Genomic DNA, 19859 nt, shown 5'->3' with positions numbered 1-19859 from the left:
CGGCTCAGCCGAACAGCTCGTCGAGAGCGGCTTCCTCGTCCGGTCCCCAGCTCAGTTCCGAACCGTGAACGGAATCGGGCCTGCGGTGGCGCAGCGCGAATGGCAGGACCCTGCGCACATGGCGGGGCTCCACCCGCGGCGCACCCTCCTTGGCGGCCAGCGCGCGGGCGGCCTTGGCCACCAGCAGGTCGCCGCGCTGCCCGACGGCCCCGGTCCGGGCGGCGGCCTCGGCACAGAGCCTGCTGACGTCGGTCCCGAGCCGGACGGCGGTCAGCCGGTCGCGGGCGGCAAGCAGTCCCTCTCGGTGCTTCCGGTTCTCATCCTCGGCGGTGCGCAGCCACTCGGAACCGGGGTCGGTCCGCTCCTCTTCGAAGGTGAGCACGGTGGTGATCATCCGGTGCCGTTCCTCCGTGTCCAGCTCGTTGGTCGTCACCATCAGGCCGAAGCGGTCCAGCAGTTGGGCCCGGAGGCTGCCCTCCTCCGGATTCATCGTGCCGACGAGCCCGAACGACACATGGGTCTCGGTGTCGATGCCCTCGCGCTGGACGGAGAGGACGCCGGTGGAGACGACATCGAGGATGATGTTGACGATGTGGTCGTCGAGGAGGTTGACCTCGTCGACGTAGAGCATTCCCTTCTCGTGGGCCTCTTCGAGCAGTCCGGTCTGCCGCTTCGCCTCGCCGCGCATCAGCGCGTCCAGCTCCCATCCGCCGAGCACCCGGTCGTCGGTCGCGTTGATCGGCAGGGTGACGGGCAGTCGGCCGCCGGTCATCAGCGCGAAGGCGCGCACGACGGTGGACTTAGCAGTGCCGCGCTGGCCCGCGATGAGGACACCGCCGATGCCGGGAGCGATGAAGTTCAGTTCCAGGGCCAGCTTCAGTTCGCCCTGCCCGACGACACGGCTGTACGGGAGAATGGGAGCCGGCGTCCCCCCGGGCTCCTCGCTCACGACGGGGCCACAACCGCGGTCGCCTGCTCCTCGCGCCCCGGCTGCCAGCGGAACGTGACCTGGATCTGCGCCTCCGCACCGGCCTTCACCACCGCGGCCATGCCCGCCTCGAAGGTGATGCCGACCTGGAGCTCGACCTCGTCGGGCCGCAGCCCGTCCCCGAGGTCGCCCAGCCTGCGCATGGCCTGGGAGGCGCAGCGACGGGCGAGATCGAGGCCGTCCCCGTACAGATCGCCGGCCGCGCCCAGCGCGCGCCGGGCGGCACCTGTGCCGTCCCGGGTGTCCACGCTCCCGTACAGCGAGTCCGCGTCGGTGACGGGCGACTGGGTCGTGGTGTACGCCTCGGCGTCCACCACGACCGGTATCGGACCGTCCTCGCCGGGTGCCACCGACCCCACCACGACCGTCATGCGCCCCCCTGGTCTCACAACTCCTGCGTACAGCAAGGATACTGACGCTGCATCAATGAATCCATGAATCAGATCATCTGCGGTTCGAAGTCCCAGTACGGCCGGACGCGGGACCGTGCCGACACGGTGTGGACGTGCTGGGCACCCAGTGTCTTCTTCAGATCGTCCAGCGCCTCCGACTCCACCTTGTCCGCATGTTGCAGGTCGCGCAGGCCGCGCAGGTCCGCCGCGTGCGCGATGCGGGCGGAGAGCGTCAGCGGGTGGGTGCGCCCCAGCACCTCAATGGCCCGGCTGCTGATCGCGTCCGTCAGCGCGGCCGCGGATTCCGGGTCGCCCACGAGGTTCCTCAGGGCCGAAGCGTTGACTGCACAGCCCAGGGTCCATGGGTGGTTCTCCCCCACGGCCCGGCCCATGTCGATGAGCGCTTCCTCCAGCAGGTGGTGCGCCTGGTCCCGCTCGCCGACGTTGCGCAGGATCAGCGCGTGGTTGGCACGCGTGCCCGCGACATAAGGATGCTCCTCACCCAGCATGTCGACATATCCACCCACGACCTTCTCGCTTATGGCCCTGGCCTGGTCGATGTCGGCGTGCTCCCGGGCGAAGAAACTCTGACTGGCCGCGAACATCATGGTCAGGGGGTCGGTTTCGCCCAGGACCCGCTCGCCCCGTTCCAGCACCCGGGTGAAGAGGTCCGCGGCTTCGCCGCGCTTCCCCGAGCGGTACAGGCACAGGGCCAGGTTGTGTTCGGCGCGCAGGGTCTGCGGGTTGTCCGGTTTCATCACGGTGCGGTGCACCTGGGCACTCTGGGCCTGGAGTGACTCGGCCTCGCTGTACCGGCCGAGCAGGCGCAGGTCGGTGGCGTAGTTGATCTCCGAGTAGAGCGTCCAGCTATGGCGCGGGCGGAGCAACTGCCTACGGGATTCCAGGGTGCGCCGGTTGAGTTCCAGTGCCTCCTTGTACCGGCCGAGGAGACGCAGGGACGCACCCAGGTTGTTCTGCGCGTTGAGCGTGCGCGAGTCCTGTTCACCCAGCAGCTCCCGGTAGGCACCCAGGATCCACTCGGACATCTCGTGGGCCTCTTCGTACCGCCCCAGCCCCCGCAGATCGGCCGCCAGACCGCCGGCCGCACGCAGGTGCTCCAGGTCCTGTGCGCCCCGCTCGGCCCGCAGATGGTCCACGGCCGCCCGCTCGATGGCCTCGGTTCCGGCGTAGTCACCCACGGCCCGCAGCAGGTTCGCGTAGTTGTAGCTGAGGTCCCACAGACGCGGGTGGTTCTCGCCCAGCAGCTCCCGCCAGGCCTCCATGGCACGCGCGCCCAGCTTGATCCCGGCGCGGTACTCCCCGGAGAGGTACATGTAGCGAAGGCAGTTGAGCACCAGACCGTGCACGGCCGGATCCGTGCTGCGCAGCACGTCGGCCCACTTCAGGTGCGGGGTGATCTCCGCGTACGTGGGCCACAGCCGGGTGTCCGTGGGGCGGCCGGGGTCCGCGGCCGCCAGGGCGCGGCGTACGACGTCGATGAACTCCCGGCGGTCCTGGTCCGGCATGTCCTTGCGGACGATCTGGTGGACCATGCGGTGCAGGTAGATCGACTCACCGGAGGACGCGTCGTCGATGATCGAGTCGTGGGACTCCAGGCGGACCACGGAGTACTGGCGCAGCTGACCGATCGCCTTGTTCCACAGCAGCGGGTCGTTCATCAGGCCCGAGAGCTGTTCGGGCAGTTCCCCGGACGGCATTTCCTTCAGCAGCCGTACGGGAATGGAGCCGGGCGCGAAGAAGCTGCACAGGCGGAGCAGGTCGACGGACTCGGGGACGGTGTCGCGGAGTTTGTTCAGCAGTATCGACCAGGCGGTCTGGAAGGCGAGGGGGAAGTCCGCGGAGACCTTGACGACGTCCTGGTCGATGCCGCCGCCGAGGAGGTCGATGTACTCCTCGACCGACATGTCGGAGTCGTTGAGCCAGCCCGCGGTCTGGTCGAGCAGCAGCGGGAGGTCCTCCAGCGCCTCGGCGAGCCGGTCGGCCTCGGTGTGGGTGAGGCGGGGGGCTCGGCGGCGGATGAAGGCGACCGACTCCTCGCGCTCGTAGACCGGGACCTCGACGAGGTTGCTGTTGTGCTCGCTCCACTCCGGATTGCGGGAGGTGATCAGGACGTGTCCGGGGCCGGTCGGGACCAGGTCCCAGATCTGGTCGGGTTCGTCCGCGCCGTCCAGGATCAGCAGCCAGTGGCCGTGCGGGTCGCCGCGGCGCAGCGAGTCACGGACGGCGCGGAGGCGTTCGCCGTACTCGGCGCCGGTGGACAGGCCCAGTTCCGGAGCGAGTTCGGCGAGCTTCTGACGGTAGAGCGCGCGCCGGTCCGCGGGCACCCACCACACCACGTCGTACTCGGAACCGAAGCGGTAGACGTACTCGGCGGCCAGCTGCGTCTTGCCGACGCCGGACATGCCGTGCAGCGTGACCACACCCGCGCCCGCCCCCGCGTCCTGGAGCGCCTGGTAGGCCTTGCTGAGGAGTTCCTCGCGACCGGTGAAACGGGTGTTGCGGCGCGGGACCCCGCCCCACACCTCGGGGGTGTCGAACGGGAAGCGGGGCCCGGTCCGGGCCTCCGTGGCCTCGGGCAGTGAGGTCGTGGGCAGGCCCAGGCGTACGAGCAGTCGGCGTTCCGCCTCGACCGCGCCGACGTTGGTGAGGTCCGCGGCGCCGAACACGGAGGTGGCGCCGGGCAGGGCGGAGGTCGTGATGGAGACCGCGGCGAACCGGTCGGGGTCGGGGGCGACGACCTCGCGCAGGGCCCGGTTCCACTCCTCGTGGCTGCGCGGGCCCAGCTGGAAGTACCAGTCGCTGAGCAGGACCAGGACCCGGCCGCGGGAGAGCGTCAGGTCCTGCAACGCGTCCTCCAGCGGGACCTCCACCTGAGGGTCCCAGCGCTGCTGGACGACCGTCACTCCACGGCGCTCCAAACGGTCCGCGATCCACGCCGCCCAGGCCCGGTTGAACCCGGCGAAACTGAGGGTGACGGTCTGCGCCCCGATTGCTCCAACTTGCTTACGCGTACCGGGCATTCAACCGTCTCCCTGACATCGTTGTGAGCCTTTTCACGATACACCGGGGCGTGCCCGCTCCGGCCGGAATCACCTGGCTGCTCAGGTCCTGGGTGATCCGTTCCTCTGCTGCCATATCACCCTCGTGGTGTTCACGTACGCGTCCGCGCGCGCGAGGTGACCCGTGGGTGGCGGCGAATCCTCCAGACGGTGGTAGAGCGTGATCATCTCGTTGACGAGCACGCGTCCCTCGCTGGTCAGCCGGGCCGATCCGGCCAGCACGGGCAGTACGGCCCCGACCTGCTGGCGGCAGCGGGCATGTTCGGCCCAGGCCAGGTCGCGAGGGGTGACGCGCCGGGCGCCGAGCGCGAAACGCTGCCAGTAGTCGGCGAGCGCGAGGTGCGAGTAGGCGCCCTGGAACAGCCCGTCGAAGGGCCTGGGGTCGGCGCGCCAGGGCGCGAAGTGGCGGGGCACGGCGTCCTCGTGGTGGAGCGGGACGAGGGCGCCGAGCGCGGCGAGTTTGGTGTGCTGGAGCTCGTGGACGAGCGTCGAGGCGAAGTAGGCGGGGGTGGCGGGCTTGCTGCTGAGCACCGCGCCGAAGGCCTCGCGCCGGGTGCCGCTGCAGTGCGCCGCGGCCTCGCCGGTGGGTCCCGAGCCGGGCGGCGGGCCGAGCGGGACGAGGCAGCGCAGCAGCACGGCCGCTTCGGTGAGCCGGTGCTCGCCGCCGAGCCGGAGCAGCGGTTCGACTCCGGACCAGGACGCGATCCAGGCCTTGCGTTCCTGGTCGTCGATGTGGGTGGCCGCGCTCAGTCCGTGCCGCTCCAGGCCCGTTCCGCGGGTGCGGTACGGGTCGGTGTCGTCCAGGGGCACGGGTCCGGTGCCGGGCAGCACGGGGTGCAGCATGAGCACCGGGAGCCAGCGGGGGTCGGCGGAGCTCAGGGTGCCGTCCGGCTGGGTCCTTACCGTCAGGGCCGGTCCGCCGGCCGGCCGGACGGTCATCTCGCCGTCCTCGAAGACGATGCCGGCCGGCCCGTCCTGGGCGCGCACCGCCCCGAGTGTGGGCAGGGAGAGCTGTCCGCCGCGGACCGTCAGCCGGGCGGTGACGGGCATCCCGGCGCGGATCGCGGCCGCTGCGGCGAGGGCGGTCAGATGGGCCAGCGCGGCGAGGAGGTCGGGGCCCGCCACGGTCCGCGTGGTGAGGCCGGCCAGGAGGCCCTCGGCCCAGGGGCCCGTCATGGGGTGGAACAGCACGGCGCGCACCGCGGCCCGGTCGGTGCGCTCGGCGGCTTCGAGCAGCGCCCAGTCCTTGTGCAGCCGGTCGAGCAGTGGGGGCGGGCAGAGGGCCGCGGGCGCTGCGGCTGCCGCGTCGAGGAGGGCCCGGAGGAGGACGAGACGGCGGGTGTCCTGGTCGCGTACGAGCAGGCCGAGGGTGTCGGCGGTGCCTTCGGTGCGGCCGAGTTCGCGCAGGGCGCGGTCGGGGATGGCGGAGCTCATGGGGGGTCTCCTGCGGTTGCGTCGGCGAGCCGGTCCGCCACGTGGCGGACCAGCCGGTCGAGGTCGGCGCAGTAGACGGACGGATTGACGAAGCCGTTCTCTGCGCGGTACCGGTGGGCGTAGTGGCCGCCGCCGCAGACGTTCAGCAGCGGGCAGGCCCGGCAGACGGCGGCGAGTGCACCGGCCCCTGCCTGGCGTGCGGCGACGCCGGGGTGGCGCAGGGCGTCGTCGAAGGTGTGGCGGAAGACGTCGAGTCCGGTGGCGGCCGCGGTGTCATAGGCGGACTTGAGGGAGTCGACCTGTTCGATCGATCCGTCCGTCTCGACCACGACCGCGTTGACGGGGTCGAGTCCGAGGGACTCCGTGGCGGCGGGCAGCCCGAGAAGCAGGGCGATGCACTCCTCGAAGAGCCTGATCCGGGTCTCCCGCCGGGCGGCCGGCCACCAGCGGTCGAAGACGGTGCACAGCCAGTCGCCGTACGGAGTGGCGCGGCCCGGCCGGGGGCCGGTGGGCGGCCCGGCCCGGTCCGCCAGGCCCGGCGGCGGGCTGGTCCAGTTGCCGTGCGGCAGCAGGAGGTCCAGGGCCGGGGGGCGCAGGGCGAGCAGTGACTCGTACATCTCCAGGGGGTCGGTGCGCGGGTCGACGACCGTGAGGATGCCCGCGTACGCCTCCGGGTGACGGTCGGCGAGCAGCCGGGCGCCGCGCGAGGCGGCGGGCCAGGAGGGGCGGCCCGCGTGGTCGGTGCGCTGGGTGTTGTGTGCGGCCAGGCCGCCGTCCAGGCTGATGCCGATGCGGATGCCGTGCCGGGCGAGGGTGGCGGCCTTCGCGTCGGTGAGCAGGGTGGCGTTGGTCTGCACGGTGGCGTGCACGGTGCAGCCGACGGGCACGCGCTCACGCAGCCGGTCGGCGAGGGCGGCGAGCCGGTCGGGGCCTGCGAGGAGGGGTTCGCCGCCGTGCAGGACGAGCGCGACATGGCGGAGCCGGTGGGTGGCCGCGTGTTCGGCGATCCGGTCCGCGGTGCGGTCGAGGACGGCGGGCGAGGCGGCGGCGGGCCGGGTCCGCCAGGTCGCGTCAGGGCCCTCGTAGAGGTAGCAGTAGCGGCACGCGAGGTTGCAGCGGCCGTGCACCTTCACGATGAACTGCCCGAAGGGCACCGGGGTCTCCGCCGAGGAGAACGGCGCCGGTTCCGGGCGCACCGCCGCCTCCGTCCGCCGCGGCGTCGATGGTCGGGCCACTCGGGCACCCCCGTGCTGTACGTCTGCCGGGACGGCGCCCGGAACCGGCTGCCCGGGCCGGCCGGCCCCCGCGTCGTACGGCGGGGGTCGTCCGGCCCCCGTGTCGCGCGGCGGGAGCCGGTCGGTCCCGGGCGGTGAAGTCGTGGTCGTCGGCGCCCCGGACAGCGGGCGGCGGCGCGCCTGGGACACGTTGTCCGCCCCGGACCGCGTGATCGCGGGGCGGCGCCCCGCCTCAGAAGGCGTTGTTGAATCCCCAGAGCATCTCCCGCGGCTGTTCGACGCGGTCGCGCAGATCCGCGACCACCTCGGACAGCACGGGGTGGTCCATGGTCCGCAGGGACTCCAGATCGAGGCCCAGCAGATCCGGCAGCTCGCCGGCGGCACCGGTCGCCCCCGCCCCGTCCTCACGTGTCGACTCGCTCATCACGCCTCCCCGTAGTGCAGCACCGGGACCGCCGTGCGGCGCTCGTCGTTGAGCGCACACCGCCGGTCCCGCGTCCCTGACCCGCCTCGGGCCCTTCATGTGGATCACACCGGGCGTCACCGGTCGCGCGACGCCCTGTGCTCGCCGTTGAGCACTCAGCGCTCCAGCTCGGCCAGCCGCCCGGCGGTCGACTCGCCCGCCGCGCCGCCGCCGTCCGGCAGTTTCCGCCACTCCTGACGGGCCGCCCGGTACGCGTCCCGCGCGGCCCGGGGGCGCCCCGCACTCTCATAGGTCTTACCCCGCCAGTGGTTGGCTGTAGCACCCAACTCCACAGCCTCTTGAACCTGTTGTGGACTCAGCTGCTCCGCTTCCGCCTCCGCGGCGGACTCGGCAGCCGACCGGAAGGCCTCGGCGGCGTCGTCCCGCCGGGCCGGGCGGTCCAGTACCTCGGCGGCCTCCAGGCAGGCCCGCCCCAGCTCCAGCCAGCAACGGGCCGCGGTCAGCGGAGCCGTCGCCTCCTGCGCCGCCAGCCTGAGCAGATGCTCGGCCTCCCGCAGGTCGACCCGGTCCGCGACGGCCCGGTGCCGCAGCATCAGGGCCCGGCCGAGCATGAGCAGCCGCTCGGACTGGTGCGCTCCGCCCGCGGGTGTCTCGGACCGGCAGTCGCGCAGCACCCGTACGGCCGCGCCGACGTACGCACCGCCGTCCGGCAGTTCGGCGCGGCGCAGCAGCGTGGCCCCCCACTCGGCGAGCAGGTCGGTGTGGGCCCGTGAGTCGCGCGGGGTGCCGCGGGCGGCGCGGGCGAACCACTCAGCGGCGGCGACGAGTTCGGCCGGGTCGCCGGTGTGCTCGTAGCGGGCCGTCCGGACCCGTCCGGCCCTGGTCTGCAACTGGGCGCGCCGGCGCCCTTCGCGTACGGTCTCCAGCGCCTGGCCGGTCAGGGCCGCGGCCTCGTCCGGCTCCTCGCCCGAGGCGAGCAGGGCGTCCACCAGATCCAGCACGATACGGGTCTCGGTGCCCGTGGTGTGGCCGCCGCCCTGGGCGAACGCCGTGCGCAGGGAGCGGGCGGACTGCCGTGCGTACTCCCGGGACTGCTCCGGGTCCTCGGTGGCACCGGCCAGTTTCAGCAGCGTCCTGCCGTGCTGGAGCGGCAGGGCGGCCGGGCGGTTCTCCTGGTCGGGCCAGGAGTCGGCGAAGGCCTCCAGCATCCCGCAGGCGCTCTGGAGCAGGGCGCTGTCGCCGTCGAGCCGCCACTGCGCCTCCAGGGCCCGCACCCGCTCCAGGGTGAGCCGCAGGGCCTCGGCCGGCTCCATTCCGGGGGCCGCGCAGGCGAGGATGTACTCGCGCTCGGCGCGCCGCAGGAGGTCCAGGGCGCCGCGCCGGTCCCCGCGCCGCCGCCCGTCGTCGGCCGCCGCGTGCAGTACCTGGGCCAGCACCGCGCGTTCGCGTACGGCACCGGGGTGGGCCACGGCCCGTTCGGCGGCCCGCCTGGCCTCGCCGAGGAGTTCGTCGCCGCCCCGCACCTCCCAGAGCCTCAGCGCGCACCGCGCGTACTCGGCCCAGAGCTCCGGGCCCGCGGTGGACCGCGGGGCGCTCCCGGCGGCTCCTCTGAGCAGTTGGACGGCGTCGATCAGGCGCTGCACCATCTTGTCCGCCTCGAACTGGCGCACGAGCTCGCGGGCCTGTTCCACCGCGGGGCTCGTACCGGCTTCCGCGAGGTCCGACCCGTCGGCGGGCTCCTGGGTCACGAACCCGGGGGGTACGGGCATGAAGCGCTCCAGCACACGGGCCGCGACCTCGGCGAACGCGTGCGGAACGCCCCGGCCGTCGCCCGGCTCGTCCTCCTCGCCCCCGATCCCCTCCGGCTCGCCGCCGCCGTCCTCCTCGCCCTCGATCCCGTCCGGCTCACCGCCGCCGTCCGCCTCGCCCTCCCTGGTGTCCCGCGCCCCGTCGCCGGGCCGGGTCCGGGTGACGGCGCCGGGCCGTGCACCGCCCAGTGTGCCGTCCCCGAGCTGGGCGAAGGCCAGGGCAGGGAAGTTGGGGCCGCCCTTGCCGAACCGCTGCTCGATGTACTGCGAACAGTGCTTCAGCACGAGCAGGGCCTCGTCACGGCCGAGCGGTCCGAGGAGTGCGTCCTGGACACCCGGCTCGAAGGCGTACCACTGCCCGCGGCCGCCACCGCCGTCGGCGCGGGTGAGCAGTCCGCTGAGCAGCACCTCGGCCAGTTCGGAGGGTCCCGAGTGGGGAAGCATCGTGCGCTGCACGAGCTGCATCACCGGGAGGTAGAGGGGGGCCGCCGCCAGATGGACGGCGAGTTGTCCGGCGGCCGGTGAGGCGACCGAGCGGAAGCGGCTGACGAGCTGGAGCGAGGAGAGCGATCCGCCGGACCGCTGGGCCGCGGCCGCGGGCTGGTCGGCCCGCACCCAGCCGACGGCTCCGTCGATCCGGGCCGCACCGGTGCCGGAGAGCAGCCGGGCCCAGGCCCCGAGCGCGTCCGCCGTCGGCGGGAGGACCGGCACGGCCAGGGCTCCCGGGTGCACGGCGGGACCCGTCCCGGCGTCCTCGGCGACCTTCAGCTGCGCCGCGCCGGCCGGGCCGTCGCCCCGCGAGAGGGAGCCGAAGGTGACGGGCAGCCTGGTCCGGTTCCACATGCGCTGCGGCAGCGGTTGCAGGACCGCGACCGGGGACTGGCAGGCCAGCTGGTGCAGCAGCCGGTGGGCGCGCCCGCTGTGCCAGAGCGGTCCGGCGCAGTCGCTGATGACGACGGTGACCCGGCGCCCGGTCGGATCGCTGAGCCGGTCCGCGGAGTGCAGGGGGCCCGCGGCCGGGTCGGAGCTGCGGCTGACCGCGCATCCGCCGTCGGGACCCTGGTGCAGATAGCGCACCTGGACATCCCGGAAGGCGCCCAACTGCGCGAATATGCGCTGGAGTTCACGGAACATCCGGTCCCACACCAGCATGGAGGAGGAGGCGTCCATGACGCACTGGAGGATGGCATCGCCCCGGCGGATGCCGCGGAACACCGGCATGATCATGCCGCCCGCCCGGGCGCTGCGTTCCGCGGTCGCCGTCTCGTCCAGGGCGCGCCGCAGCGGGGCGGAGGCCGGGTGGTAGCGCTGTAACGGGCGCAGGGCGCGGGTGAGTTCGAGCGGGGCGGGCAGCACGGGGGCCGCGGGCACGCCGAAGGTGAGCGCGGTGCCGGGGGCGCCCGGCGGGGGCCGCCGGCCGGAGCCGTGGTCGTCGTCGCGGGACGCACGCGCCCGGCCCGGGAGGGGGTACAGGGAGATCTTCCCGTCACCCCGCGGCCCACGCGGCCCCTCGGGCCGGGCCTCCTCGTCCCGGTCAGGGGCATCGCTGTCCGGCGCGGCCCCCGCTCCGGTACGGGTGGGGGGCGCGGGTTCCTCGGGGAGCTGTGCGGGCCCGGGCCCGCACAGCTCCCCGAGGAACCCGCTCCGCCGGCGGCCCGGCGTCCCCGCCCCGCCAGGGCGTTCCCTCCGGCACGAGGACGCTCCAGTCCTCGCCGGCGGGCGCGAGCAGCATCCGCTCGCGCAGCAGATGGGCGACCGGCCGCACGGTGTCCGGTTCGGTCCGGCACAGCAGCAGTGCCCCCACGGGTGATGTCGCGTCCATGCCCCACACCGTAGGGCAGATTGCCCGGTTTTGATGCACTTCAGCCTGGCCGTCACCCCCTCCACTCCCCCGAGACCGGCCTTGACTTCCCCCATCCGCGATATATCGTGTTCTGCAAGAGACGCGATATGTTGCGTCATCCGCGCTCCCCAGGAGGTCAGATCCATGCCTGTGTCGACGTGGGCCATCGCCGAGCCTCGCAAGCTCACCTTCGACGAACCCGTGACCGCGCTGAGCGTGCGCGTCGTCAACGGGACGGTCAACGTCGTCGGTACCGACGAGCCGACCGCCAGGCTGGAGGTCTCCGACATCGAGGGACCACCGCTGATCGTCACGCAGGAGGACGGCGTCCTGACCGTCTCGTACGAGGACCTGGCCTGGCAGAGCGTGCTCAAGTGGCTCGACCGCAAGGGCTGGCACCGCCGGGCGGTGGTCTCCCTCGCGGTCCCGGCCGGATCGGCGGTGGAGGTGGGCGTGGTCAGCGCGGGCGCGTTCGTCTCCGGGATCCGCGGCCGTACCGACGTACGCGGCGTCACCGGCGACACCACGCTCGTCGGGATCGCCGGGCCGGTCGGCGCGGAGACCGTGTCCGGCAACGTGGAGGCCCAGGCCGTCACGGGCGATCTGCGCTTCCACTCGGTCTCCGGCGACCTGACCGTCGTCGAGGGCGCCGGATCCTCCCTGAAAGCGGAGTCCGTCAGCGGCAGCATGGTGCTCGACCTCGACCCGACCGGGCAGCCCACGGATGTCCGGCTGGCCACGGTTTCCGGCGAGCTCGCCATCCGGCTGCCGCACCCGGCCGACGCGAAGGTCGAGGCGAACACCGCGAGCGGCTCCGTCTCCAACGGCTTCGAGGACCTCCGGGTCAGCGGCCAGTGGGGTGCGAAGAAGATCACCGGCACACTGGGTTCCGGAACGGGGACACTGAGGGCGACGACGATCTCGGGATCGATCGCCCTGCTGCGCCGCCCACCGGCCGAGGACGAACCGCACGACGCCGAGCCGACCGGAAAGGTGCTCTGAGATGCCCCCCGTTTTCGCCCACGGCCGCCTGCGCCTCTACCTGCTGAAGCTGCTCGACGAGGCCCCCCGCCACGGCTACGAGGTGATCAGGCTCCTGGAGGAACGCTTCCAGGGTCTGTACGCCCCCTCCGCGGGCACCGTCTACCCGCGCCTGGCCAAGCTGGAGGCGGAGGGCCTCGTCACGCACGCCACCGAGGGCGGCCGCAAGGTCTACTCGATCACGGACGCCGGCCGCGCCGAACTGGCGGGCCGCACCGGCGAGCTCGCCGATCTGGAGCTGGAGATCCGGGAGTCGGTCTCCGAGCTGGCCGCCGAGATCCGCGACGACGTCCGGGGCGCGGCGGGCAAGCTGCGCAGCGAGATGCGCGCGGCGGCCGACGAGTCGCGGCACACGGGCTCTTCCCGGCCGGGCGGCAGGACCGCCAAGGAGCCCCCCTTCGGCGGCTTCGGGGTCGGGGACTTCGGTGACTTCGGCGACTTCGCCGACAAGGAGTCCTGGCGCACCGCCAAGGAGGAGCTGCGCAAGGCGAAGCAGGAGTGGAAGGAGCAGGCCCGCCGGGCGAAGGACGAGTCCCGCCGCGCCCGCGAGGAGGCCCAGCAGGCCCGCCGCCAGGCCAAGGAGGCCCAGGACAGGGCGCGCGAGCAGATGCAGAACGCCGCCCGCCAGGTCCAGGACCACTTCGCCCGGGGCGACTGGCCGGCGGGCGTACGGGAAGGGCTGGCCGAGATCACCGGCCAGCTGGGCGGCTTCGCCCGTACCGGCAACTGGCCGCCCTACGTGAAGCCGGACGCAGCCGCGACGGACCCCGAGTGGGGCAAGGACGCGGGCGGCACCGGCGACCCGGCCCGCGACCTGGACCGCCTGCTCGACCGCTTCCGCGACGACATCCGGGATGCGGCCAGGGACCGGGGGGTGACGGAGGACCAGCTCGCGGAGGCCCGCCGCCACCTGTCGACGGCGGCGGCCCACATCGGTGCGCTGCTGCGGAAGGACACCGACGGCGGCGCGGAGTAGGACCGGAGCGGACCAGGACCGGCGCCGGACCGAACGGGACCAGAACCGGTGCCGGACCGAAACCGGCCAGAACCGCTGCCGGACCGAACGGGACCGGAACCGACCGGCCGGGCGGCCCGGGGAGCGGTGACACTCCCCGGGCCGCCCGTCGTTCAGCCCGCCTCGCGGTCCCCGCCCGCTTCGCCGTCCCCGTACAGCGCATGGCTGACCGTCCCGTACGTCGCACCGTGCTCGGCGAGCACATCGGCGACGACTCCGGGGGACGCGGTGAGAGCGAGCAGGAGGTGCTCCTCGCCGATGAAGCGGTCCCCGCGGCCGACCGCGATCCGGAGCGCCCGCTCCAGGATCTTCTTGGCACCCGGGGTGAACGGGCGATGCCCCGTGCGCCGACGACGTCCGCCGCGGCCGCCCCCCAGAGCCCCCTCGCCGTGCGTCTCCTCGACCCGGGACACGATCGCGCCGAGATCGATGCCGATGTCCGCGAGGGCGTCCGCGTCGGCCCTCGTCATACCGCCGCGCCTGCGCGCGTCGGCCAGGGCCGCCTCCACGGACTCCCTGCGGTCGGTGAGGCCCAGCGCGGCCAGGGCGAACGGCGCCCGGCCGCCCTCCTGGTCCAGCAGAGCCAGCAGCAGAAACTCCTCGGAGACCTTGTCGGCGTCGACCCGTTCGGCATGGGCCACGGCGCCGCCCACGGTGGCGCGGGCGCCCTTGGTGAATCGCTCGAACATCAATGCCTCCCGTACTTCTTGTGCACGGCCTGCCGGCTGACGCCCAGTTCGGCAGCGATCTCCTGCCACGACCAGCCCTGCTCACGGGCGCTTCCGACTTGTACGGCTTCCAGTTGCTCCAGCAGGCGCCGCAGCGCGGCGACCGACCGCAGCCCCACACGGGGGTCGCGGTCACCGGCACGCTCGGCGAGATCCGTTGCATCGGTCATGGTGTCAACTTACGTTGACACCATGGCGCTCGTCAACCCTGGTTGACAGTCAGCACGATCTTCCCGAACTGGTCACCCGAGGCGAGCCGCTCGAACCCCTCGCGGGCCCGCTCCAACGGCAGCACCTCGTCGATGACGGGCCGCACGCCCGTGGTCGCGCAGAAGGCCAGGAGGTCCTCCAGTTCGTCCTTGGACCCCATGGTCGAGCCGACGACCTTCAGCTCCAGGAAGAAGATCCGGGTCAGTTCGGCGTGCGAGGGGCGGTCGCCGCTGGTGGCCCCGGAGATGACCAGCGTGCCGCCGGGGCGCAGGGACTTGACGGAGTGCGACCAGGTGGCGGCGCCGACCGTCTCGATGACGGCGTCGACCCGGTGGGGCAGCCGCGCGCCGGGCTCGTACGCCTCGATCGCGCCGAGTGCGACGGCCCGCTCGCGCTTGGCCTCGTCGCGGCTGGTGGCGTAGATCCGCAGACCGGCGGCCCGGCCGAGGACGATCGCGGCGGTCGCGACACCGCCACCGGCGCCCTGGACGAGGACGGAGTCACCGGGCCGCACACCGGCGTTGGTGAAGAGCATCCGGTACGCGGTCAGCCAGGCGGTGGGCAGACAGGCGGCCTGCTCGAAGGTGAGTTCCTTCGGCTTCGGCAGCACGTTCCAGCTGGGGACGGTCACCTGCTCGGCGAACGTGCCCTGGTAGCGCTCGGTGAGGATGGAGCGGGGCTCGTCGGGGCCGACCCCGTGTCCGGTCTGGCCGATGACGGAGTGCAGGACGACCTCGTTGCCGTCCTGGTCGGTGCCCGCGGCGTCGCAGCCGAGGATCATCGGCAGCTTGTCCTCGGTGATCCCGACACCGCGCAGGGACCAGAGGTCGTGGTGGTTGAGGGAGGCGGCCCGGACGTTGACGGTGGTCCACCCGGGACGCGCCTCGGGAGCCGGGCGTTCGCCCAGCTCAAGGCCGTTGAGGGGGTGGTCGCGGTCGAGGCGGGATGCGTAGGCGGCGAACATGGGCCCGACGATAGGCCGGGCCGTGGCCGGGCGTAACCGGCTGCGGGTGTGACACGCACCGCGCGTGTGGCAAGCCCCTCGGGCGGGAATCCAGCCCCTCCGGCGCTTGAGGAGCAGGGGTCCGGGGGCAGCGCCTCCCGGAAAGGCGCCGCGCCCGAACCCCCGCACTCACTCAGCTCAACGCCGGGCGACACCCTCCGCCCGCGCCGCCGCGGCCACCGCGGCCGTCACCGCCGGGGCGACCCGCTCGTCGAACGGCGACGGGATCACGTAGTCGGCGGCCAGCTCGTCGCCCACCACGTCGGCCAGCGCGTTCGCCGCGGCGATCTTCATGCCCTCGGTGATCCGCGACGCCCGCACCTGGAGCGCGCCCGCGAAGATCCCGGGGAACGCCAGCACGTTGTTGATCTGGTTCGGGTAGTCCGACCGCCCGGTCGCCACGACCGCCGCGTACTTGTGCGCGACGTCGGGGTGCACCTCGGGGTTGGGGTTCGCCATGGCGAACACGAAGGCGCCGGGTGCCATCGAGGCGACGGCCGGCTCCGGGACCGTACCGCCGGAGACACCGATGAAGATGTCCGCACCGGCCAGCGCGTCCGCCAGGGATCCCGAGATGCCGGCCTTGTTGGTGAGTTCGGCCAGCTCCCGCTTGACGTCGGTCAGGTCCTCGCGGTCCCGGCTGACGATGCCCTTGCGGTCGGCGACGGCGACATCGCCGAGCCCCGCCTCCAGCAGGAACTTGGCGATGGCGACCCCGGCCGCGCCCGCGCCCGAGATGACGCCGCGCAGCTCGCCCAGGCCGCGCCCGGACAGCTTCGCCGCGTTGCGCAGGGCGGCGAGCGTGACCACGGCCGTGCCGTGCTGGTCGTCGTGGAAGACGGGAATGTCGAGCCGCTCCTGGAGCTTGCGCTCGATCTCGAAGCAGCGCGGCGCCGAGATGTCCTCCAGGTTCACACCGCCGAAGGACGGGGCGAGCCGGACGACGGTCTCCACGATCTCGTCCGCGTCGGTGGTCGCGAGCGCGATCGGCACCGCGTCCACCCCGCCGAACTGCTTGAACAGGATCGCCTTGCCCTCCATCACGGGGAGGGAGGCCTCGGGGCCGATGTCGCCGAGACCGAGCACCGCGGTGCCGTCCGTCACGACGGCGACGACCTGCGACTTCCAGGTGTAGTCGTGGACGAGCTCCGGGTTCTCGGCGATCGCGCTGCACACCTTCGCCACGCCGGGCGTGTACGCGAGGGACAGGTCGTCCTTGTCCCGGATCGGGACGGTGGCCTGCACGGCCATCTTCCCGCCCCGGTGGAGCGCGAAGGCCGGATCGAACGGCTCGTCGGTGGTGCTGTCGGTCGTACTGTCCGTCTTGCTGTCGCTGCGAGGATTGACGATCTCCGCTGCCATGGTGTTGACCCCTTAAGTCTTCATCGTTCGAGGGTGGCCACTCCTGGTTGAGGAGGGGTGGGTGGGCACCGCGTACGTTCCCCGCACTGGCGATTGGTCCGCCTCGGCAGGGAGGGATTCATACGCGCGGGCGCGCCGCACACGCGCCCTGAGCCCCGGATGAGGGGTGTAAACGTCCTTCTTACCGGACAGGCCGCACCGCAGACGAGTCGGTATACCCACGGTGACGCGTCTCATAGTGGGACATACACACAAGTCGGCCAGGCGACACGAAATCCGCCCAGAGCAGGTCCAGGTCGGTGGATCTTCCGGCATGAAGAAGCGATTCCAGGGAAAGGTCCGGCCTTGATGTGCCGGCCCACTGGGTTCGGGGGTGTCCCGTTACCCGATTTTGACATGCGGTGCCCCCTGATTGGGCTAGTCCGAATGGCAAGATGCCGTAATCACACAAGGCGGCGACACCCGACGCCGTGTGCCATACCGCCTGGCGACACCACCCTCACCTGCCGGAGGAACCCCACCATGACCGCACGTACCACGCGTCGCACGACCGCGAAGTCCCGGATTGCCGCGGTCGGCGCCATCGCGGTCGCCGGCACCATGCTGCTGACCGCCTGTGGCGACCAGACGAAGAACAACTCCAGTGACTCGGCCTCGGCCAAGGCGAGCGACGGCGCGTCCGCCGCGGCCTCCTCGCCCGCCGACCTCCTCCCCGCGGACATCAAGTCCAAGGGCGTCATCAAGGTCGGTTCGGACATCGCGTACCCGCCGGTCGAGTTCAAGGACGGCTCGGGCAAGACGGTCGGCATCGACCCGGACCTGGCCGCCGCGCTCGGCAAGCAGCTCGGCGTGGAGTTCCAGTTCGAGAACGGCACCTTCGACACCCTGGTCACCGGTCTGCGCGCCAAGCGCTACGACGTGGCGATGTCGGCCATGACGGACACCAAGGACCGTCAGGAGGGCATCGACCCCGAGACGAAGAAGAAGGTCGGCGAGGGCGTCGACTTCATCGACTACTTCACCGCCGGTGTCTCGATCTACACCAAGAAGGGCGACGACCAGGGAATCAAGACCTGGGCCGACCTCTGCGGCAAGAAGATCGCCGTCCAGCGCAACACCGTCTCCAACGACCTGGCCAAGGCCGAGTCCAAGAAGTGCACCGGCGGCAAGAAGATCGCCATCGAGTCGTACGACAACGACCTCCAGGCCCAGACCCGGCTGCGCTCCGGCGGGGCCGACGCCGGCTCCTCCGACTTCCCGGTCGCCGCGTACGCGGTGAAGACCTCGGGCGGCGGCAAGGACTTCCAGATCGTCGGCGAGCAGGTCGAGGCGGCCCCGTACGGCATCGCCGTCGCCAAGGGCAACGACCAGCTCACCAAGGCCATCCAGGCGGCCCTGGAGGCGATCATCAAGAACGGCGAGTACGAGAAGATCATCGCCAAGTGGGGCGTGGAGGCCGGCGCGGTCACCGAGGCCAAGCTGAACGGCGGATCCTGACCGGATCCGGCGCTGAAAGGCATCAGCCGTGACTGACATCGAGAAGACGGGCCCGGCCGACCGGTCGCCCGCACCCCCCACACCGCCGGCCGGTCCGGAGGCGATCAAGGCCATTCCGGTCCGGCACTACGGCCGGTACGTCTCGGCGGTCATCGCCATCGCCGCGCTCTTCGCCATCATCTACGCCTTCAGCCAGGGCAAGATCAACTGGGGCGCGGTCCCGGACTACTTCTTCGACGACCGGATCATCAAGGGCGTCGGCCAGACGCTGCTGCTCACCGTCCTGTCGATGGTGATCGGCGTGGTCGGCGGCATCCTGCTGGCCGTCATGCGTCTGTCGAAGAACCCGGTGACCTCGTCGATCGCGTGGTCCTACATCTGGTTCTTCCGCGGTACACCGGTCCTGGTCCAGCTGTTCGTCTGGTTCAACCTCGGTCTGGTCTTCGAGTACATCAACCTCGGGCCGATCTACAAGGACTACTGGTCGAGCTTCATGACGCCGCTGCTGACGGCGCTGCTGGGCCTCGGCCTCAACGAGGCCGCGTACATGGCGGAGATCTGCCGTGCCGGTCTGCTCTCGGTCGACGAGGGCCAGACGGAGGCCTCGCACGCGCTCGGCATGAGCCACAGCAAGACGCTGCGCCGGGTCGTGATCCCCCAGGCGATGCGGGTGATCGTGCCCCCCACGGGCAACGAGGTCATCAACATGCTGAAGACCACGTCCCTGGTGGCCGCCGTCCAGTTCTACGAACTGTTCAAATACGCCCAGGACATCGGGCAGGCGTCCGGGGCTCCGGTGGAGATGTACTTCCTCGCCGCGGCCTGGTATCTCGTCATGACCTCGGTGCTGAGCGTCGGGCAGTACTACCTGGAGCGGTACTACGCCCGCGGCTCCAGCCGCAGTCTGCCGCCCACACCGATGCAGAAGATCCGGGCCAATCTGCTGTCGCTGGGCCGCCCGAAGGGACGCATGGCATGACCGCCATGGTGAAGGCCGAGGGCGTCCACAAGTCCTTCGGCGCCGCGCACATCCTCAAGGGCATCGACCTGGAGGTCGCCCCGCGCGAGGTCTTCTGTCTGATCGGCCCGTCCGGTTCCGGCAAGTCGACGTTCCTGCGGTGCATCAACCACCTGGAGCAGATCAGCGCCGGCCGGCTGTACGTCGACGGCGAGCTGGTGGGCTACCGCCAGAAGGGCGACAAGCTCTACGAGCTCAAGGACAGCGAGGTCGCCCTGAAGCGCCGTGACATCGGCATGGTGTTCCAGCGCTTCAACCTGTTCCCCCACATGACGGCGATCGAGAACGTCATGGAGGCCCCCGTCCAGGTCAAGGGCGAGTCCCGGGCGGTCGCCCGGGCCCGCGCGGAGCGCCTCCTGGACCGCGTCGGGCTGTCCGACAAGGCGAAGAACTACCCCTCGCAGCTCTCCGGCGGACAGCAGCAGCGGGTCGCCATCGCCCGGGCACTGGCCATGGAGCCGAAGCTGATGCTCTTCGACGAGCCCACCTCGGCGCTCGACCCGGAGCTGGTGGGCGACGTGCTCGACGTCATGCGCGGTCTCGCCGAGGACGGCATGACGATGATCGTCGTGACCCATGAGATGGGCTTCGCCCGTGAGGTCGGTGACGCGCTGGTCTTCATGGACGACGGCGTGGTGGTCGAGTCGGGCCACCCGCGCGACGTCCTGACCAACCCGCAGCACGACCGGACGAAGTCGTTCCTGTCCAAGGTGCTGTAGCCGGTACGCATGGGAAAGGGCGGTACGGACCCCTAGGGGTTCGTACCGCCCTTTCCCATGCC

Annotated in this window: 16 protein-coding genes and 1 pseudogene; 5 read left to right on the top strand and 12 right to left on the bottom strand. The window is 72.0% G+C overall.

Annotated elements, in window-relative coordinates; genetic code table 11:
• Positions 1 to 4: 4 nt before the first annotated feature.
• The 8 genes and pseudogenes from EAO72_RS32795 to EAO72_RS42275 form a co-directional block, all read right to left on the bottom strand.
• A complete protein-coding gene (locus EAO72_RS32795; protein ID WP_148020690.1) occupies positions 5 to 949 on the bottom strand; it encodes an AAA family ATPase in 945 nt (314 codons plus the stop codon).
• Positions 946 to 1359 carry a CU044_2847 family protein gene (locus EAO72_RS32790; protein ID WP_261991703.1) on the bottom strand — a complete coding sequence of 138 codons (414 nt, stop codon included), beginning with the start codon at positions 1357 to 1359 and terminating at the stop codon, positions 946 to 948. The genes EAO72_RS32795 and EAO72_RS32790 overlap by 4 nt, the downstream gene beginning before the upstream one ends.
• A gap of 68 nt (positions 1360 to 1427) precedes the next feature.
• Positions 1428 to 4421, bottom strand: a complete 2994-nt coding sequence (gene fxsT / locus EAO72_RS32785) for an FxSxx-COOH system tetratricopeptide repeat protein (RefSeq protein ID WP_148020689.1) — start codon at positions 4419 to 4421, stop codon at positions 1428 to 1430.
• 81 nt (positions 4422 to 4502) lie between these two features.
• Positions 4503 to 5894 carry an aKG-HExxH-type peptide beta-hydroxylase gene (locus tag EAO72_RS32780; protein WP_148020688.1) on the bottom strand — a complete coding sequence of 464 codons (1392 nt, stop codon included), beginning with the start codon at positions 5892 to 5894 and terminating at the stop codon, positions 4503 to 4505.
• On the bottom strand, positions 5891 to 7090 hold the full coding sequence (locus EAO72_RS32775; RefSeq protein ID WP_261991702.1) for an FxsB family cyclophane-forming radical SAM/SPASM peptide maturase: 1200 nt from the start codon (positions 7088 to 7090) through the stop codon (positions 5891 to 5893). Before EAO72_RS32775 ends, EAO72_RS32780 begins: the two co-directional genes overlap by 4 nt.
• Positions 7091 to 7361: 271 nt before the next feature.
• Positions 7362 to 7553, bottom strand: a complete 192-nt coding sequence (gene fxsA, locus EAO72_RS32770) for an FxSxx-COOH cyclophane-containing RiPP peptide (protein WP_148020687.1) — start codon at positions 7551 to 7553, stop codon at positions 7362 to 7364.
• A gap of 155 nt (positions 7554 to 7708) precedes the next feature.
• A complete protein-coding gene (locus EAO72_RS32765) occupies positions 7709 to 10987 on the bottom strand; it encodes an SAV_2336 N-terminal domain-related protein (RefSeq protein WP_410090553.1) in 3279 nt (1092 codons plus the stop codon).
• Positions 10971 to 11183 (bottom strand): annotated as a pseudogene (locus tag EAO72_RS42275) (hypothetical protein); the annotation flags it as partial. The pseudogene EAO72_RS42275 and the gene EAO72_RS32765, both read right to left, overlap by 17 nt.
• Before the next feature lie 165 nt (positions 11184 to 11348).
• On the opposite strand from EAO72_RS42275, the gene EAO72_RS32760 reads away from it, so the two are divergent.
• Positions 11349 to 12206: a DUF4097 family beta strand repeat-containing protein gene (locus EAO72_RS32760; protein WP_148020686.1), complete on the top strand. Its 858-nt coding sequence runs from the start codon at positions 11349 to 11351 to the stop codon at positions 12204 to 12206.
• Position 12207: 1 nt separating this feature from the next.
• Positions 12208 to 13221 (top strand): PadR family transcriptional regulator, encoded by a 1014-nt coding sequence (locus EAO72_RS32755; RefSeq protein WP_148020685.1) that lies wholly within the window; start codon positions 12208 to 12210, stop codon positions 13219 to 13221.
• Between the two features lie 152 nt (positions 13222 to 13373).
• Here the strand turns inward: EAO72_RS32755 and EAO72_RS32750 are convergent, their stop codons facing one another.
• The 4 genes from EAO72_RS32750 to EAO72_RS32735 form a co-directional block, all read right to left on the bottom strand.
• Positions 13374 to 13949 carry a Clp protease N-terminal domain-containing protein gene (locus EAO72_RS32750; RefSeq protein ID WP_148020684.1) on the bottom strand — a complete coding sequence of 192 codons (576 nt, stop codon included), beginning with the start codon at positions 13947 to 13949 and terminating at the stop codon, positions 13374 to 13376.
• Complete coding sequence (locus EAO72_RS32745; RefSeq protein ID WP_148020683.1) at positions 13949 to 14158, bottom strand: helix-turn-helix domain-containing protein; 210 nt, start codon at positions 14156 to 14158, stop codon at positions 13949 to 13951. Before EAO72_RS32745 ends, EAO72_RS32750 begins: the two co-directional genes overlap by 1 nt.
• Positions 14159 to 14190: 32 nt before the next feature.
• Positions 14191 to 15162 carry a zinc-binding dehydrogenase gene (locus EAO72_RS32740; RefSeq protein ID WP_148020682.1) on the bottom strand — a complete coding sequence of 324 codons (972 nt, stop codon included), beginning with the start codon at positions 15160 to 15162 and terminating at the stop codon, positions 14191 to 14193.
• A 177-nt stretch (positions 15163 to 15339) separates the two neighbouring features.
• Entirely contained in the window at positions 15340 to 16563 is a 1224-nt protein-coding gene (locus EAO72_RS32735; protein WP_148020681.1) for an NAD(P)-dependent malic enzyme, read from the bottom strand.
• A 522-nt stretch (positions 16564 to 17085) separates the two neighbouring features.
• Between EAO72_RS32735 and EAO72_RS32730 the strand changes: the two genes are divergently transcribed.
• Genes EAO72_RS32730 through EAO72_RS32720 form a run of 3 tightly spaced genes read left to right on the top strand, consistent with a single transcriptional unit; the run spans position 17086 to position 19797 of the window.
• Positions 17086 to 18060: an ABC transporter substrate-binding protein gene (locus EAO72_RS32730; RefSeq protein WP_148020680.1), complete on the top strand. Its 975-nt coding sequence runs from the start codon at positions 17086 to 17088 to the stop codon at positions 18058 to 18060.
• Between the two features lie 28 nt (positions 18061 to 18088).
• Positions 18089 to 19039, top strand: coding sequence for an amino acid ABC transporter permease (locus tag EAO72_RS32725; RefSeq protein ID WP_148020679.1), 951 nt, complete (start codon positions 18089 to 18091; stop codon positions 19037 to 19039).
• Positions 19036 to 19797, top strand: a complete 762-nt coding sequence (locus EAO72_RS32720; protein ID WP_148020678.1) for an amino acid ABC transporter ATP-binding protein — start codon at positions 19036 to 19038, stop codon at positions 19795 to 19797. The genes EAO72_RS32725 and EAO72_RS32720 overlap by 4 nt, the downstream gene beginning before the upstream one ends.
• Positions 19798 to 19859: the final 62 nt, after the last annotated feature.

Origin of the sequence: Streptomyces sp. OR43, from assembly GCF_008042275.1 — a bacterium.
In the GTDB taxonomy this organism is placed as follows: Bacteria; Actinomycetota; Actinomycetes; order Streptomycetales; family Streptomycetaceae; genus Streptomyces.
This window is presented reverse-complemented; position numbering and strand designations above follow the sequence as displayed.

Coding starts and splice junctions, on each gene's coding strand:
- EAO72_RS32735 (WP_148020681.1), bottom strand. CDS start 16,563: ATGGCAGCGGAGATCGTCAATCCTCGCAGCGACAGCAAGACGGACAGT.
- EAO72_RS32750 (WP_148020684.1), bottom strand. CDS start 13,949: ATGTTCGAGCGATTCACCAAGGGCGCCCGCGCCACCGTGGGCGGCGCC.
- EAO72_RS32730 (WP_148020680.1), top strand. CDS start 17,086: ATGACCGCACGTACCACGCGTCGCACGACCGCGAAGTCCCGGATTGCC.
- EAO72_RS32760 (WP_148020686.1), top strand. CDS start 11,349: ATGCCTGTGTCGACGTGGGCCATCGCCGAGCCTCGCAAGCTCACCTTC.
- EAO72_RS32720 (WP_148020678.1), top strand. CDS start 19,036: ATGACCGCCATGGTGAAGGCCGAGGGCGTCCACAAGTCCTTCGGCGCC.
- EAO72_RS32755 (WP_148020685.1), top strand. CDS start 12,208: ATGCCCCCCGTTTTCGCCCACGGCCGCCTGCGCCTCTACCTGCTGAAG.
- EAO72_RS32745 (WP_148020683.1), bottom strand. CDS start 14,158: ATGACCGATGCAACGGATCTCGCCGAGCGTGCCGGTGACCGCGACCCC.
- fxsA (WP_148020687.1), bottom strand. CDS start 7,553: ATGAGCGAGTCGACACGTGAGGACGGGGCGGGGGCGACCGGTGCCGCC.
- EAO72_RS32740 (WP_148020682.1), bottom strand. CDS start 15,162: ATGTTCGCCGCCTACGCATCCCGCCTCGACCGCGACCACCCCCTCAAC.
- fxsT (WP_148020689.1), bottom strand. CDS start 4,421: ATGCCCGGTACGCGTAAGCAAGTTGGAGCAATCGGGGCGCAGACCGTC.
- EAO72_RS32780 (WP_148020688.1), bottom strand. CDS start 5,894: ATGAGCTCCGCCATCCCCGACCGCGCCCTGCGCGAACTCGGCCGCACC.
- EAO72_RS32790 (WP_261991703.1), bottom strand. CDS start 1,359: ATGACGGTCGTGGTGGGGTCGGTGGCACCCGGCGAGGACGGTCCGATA.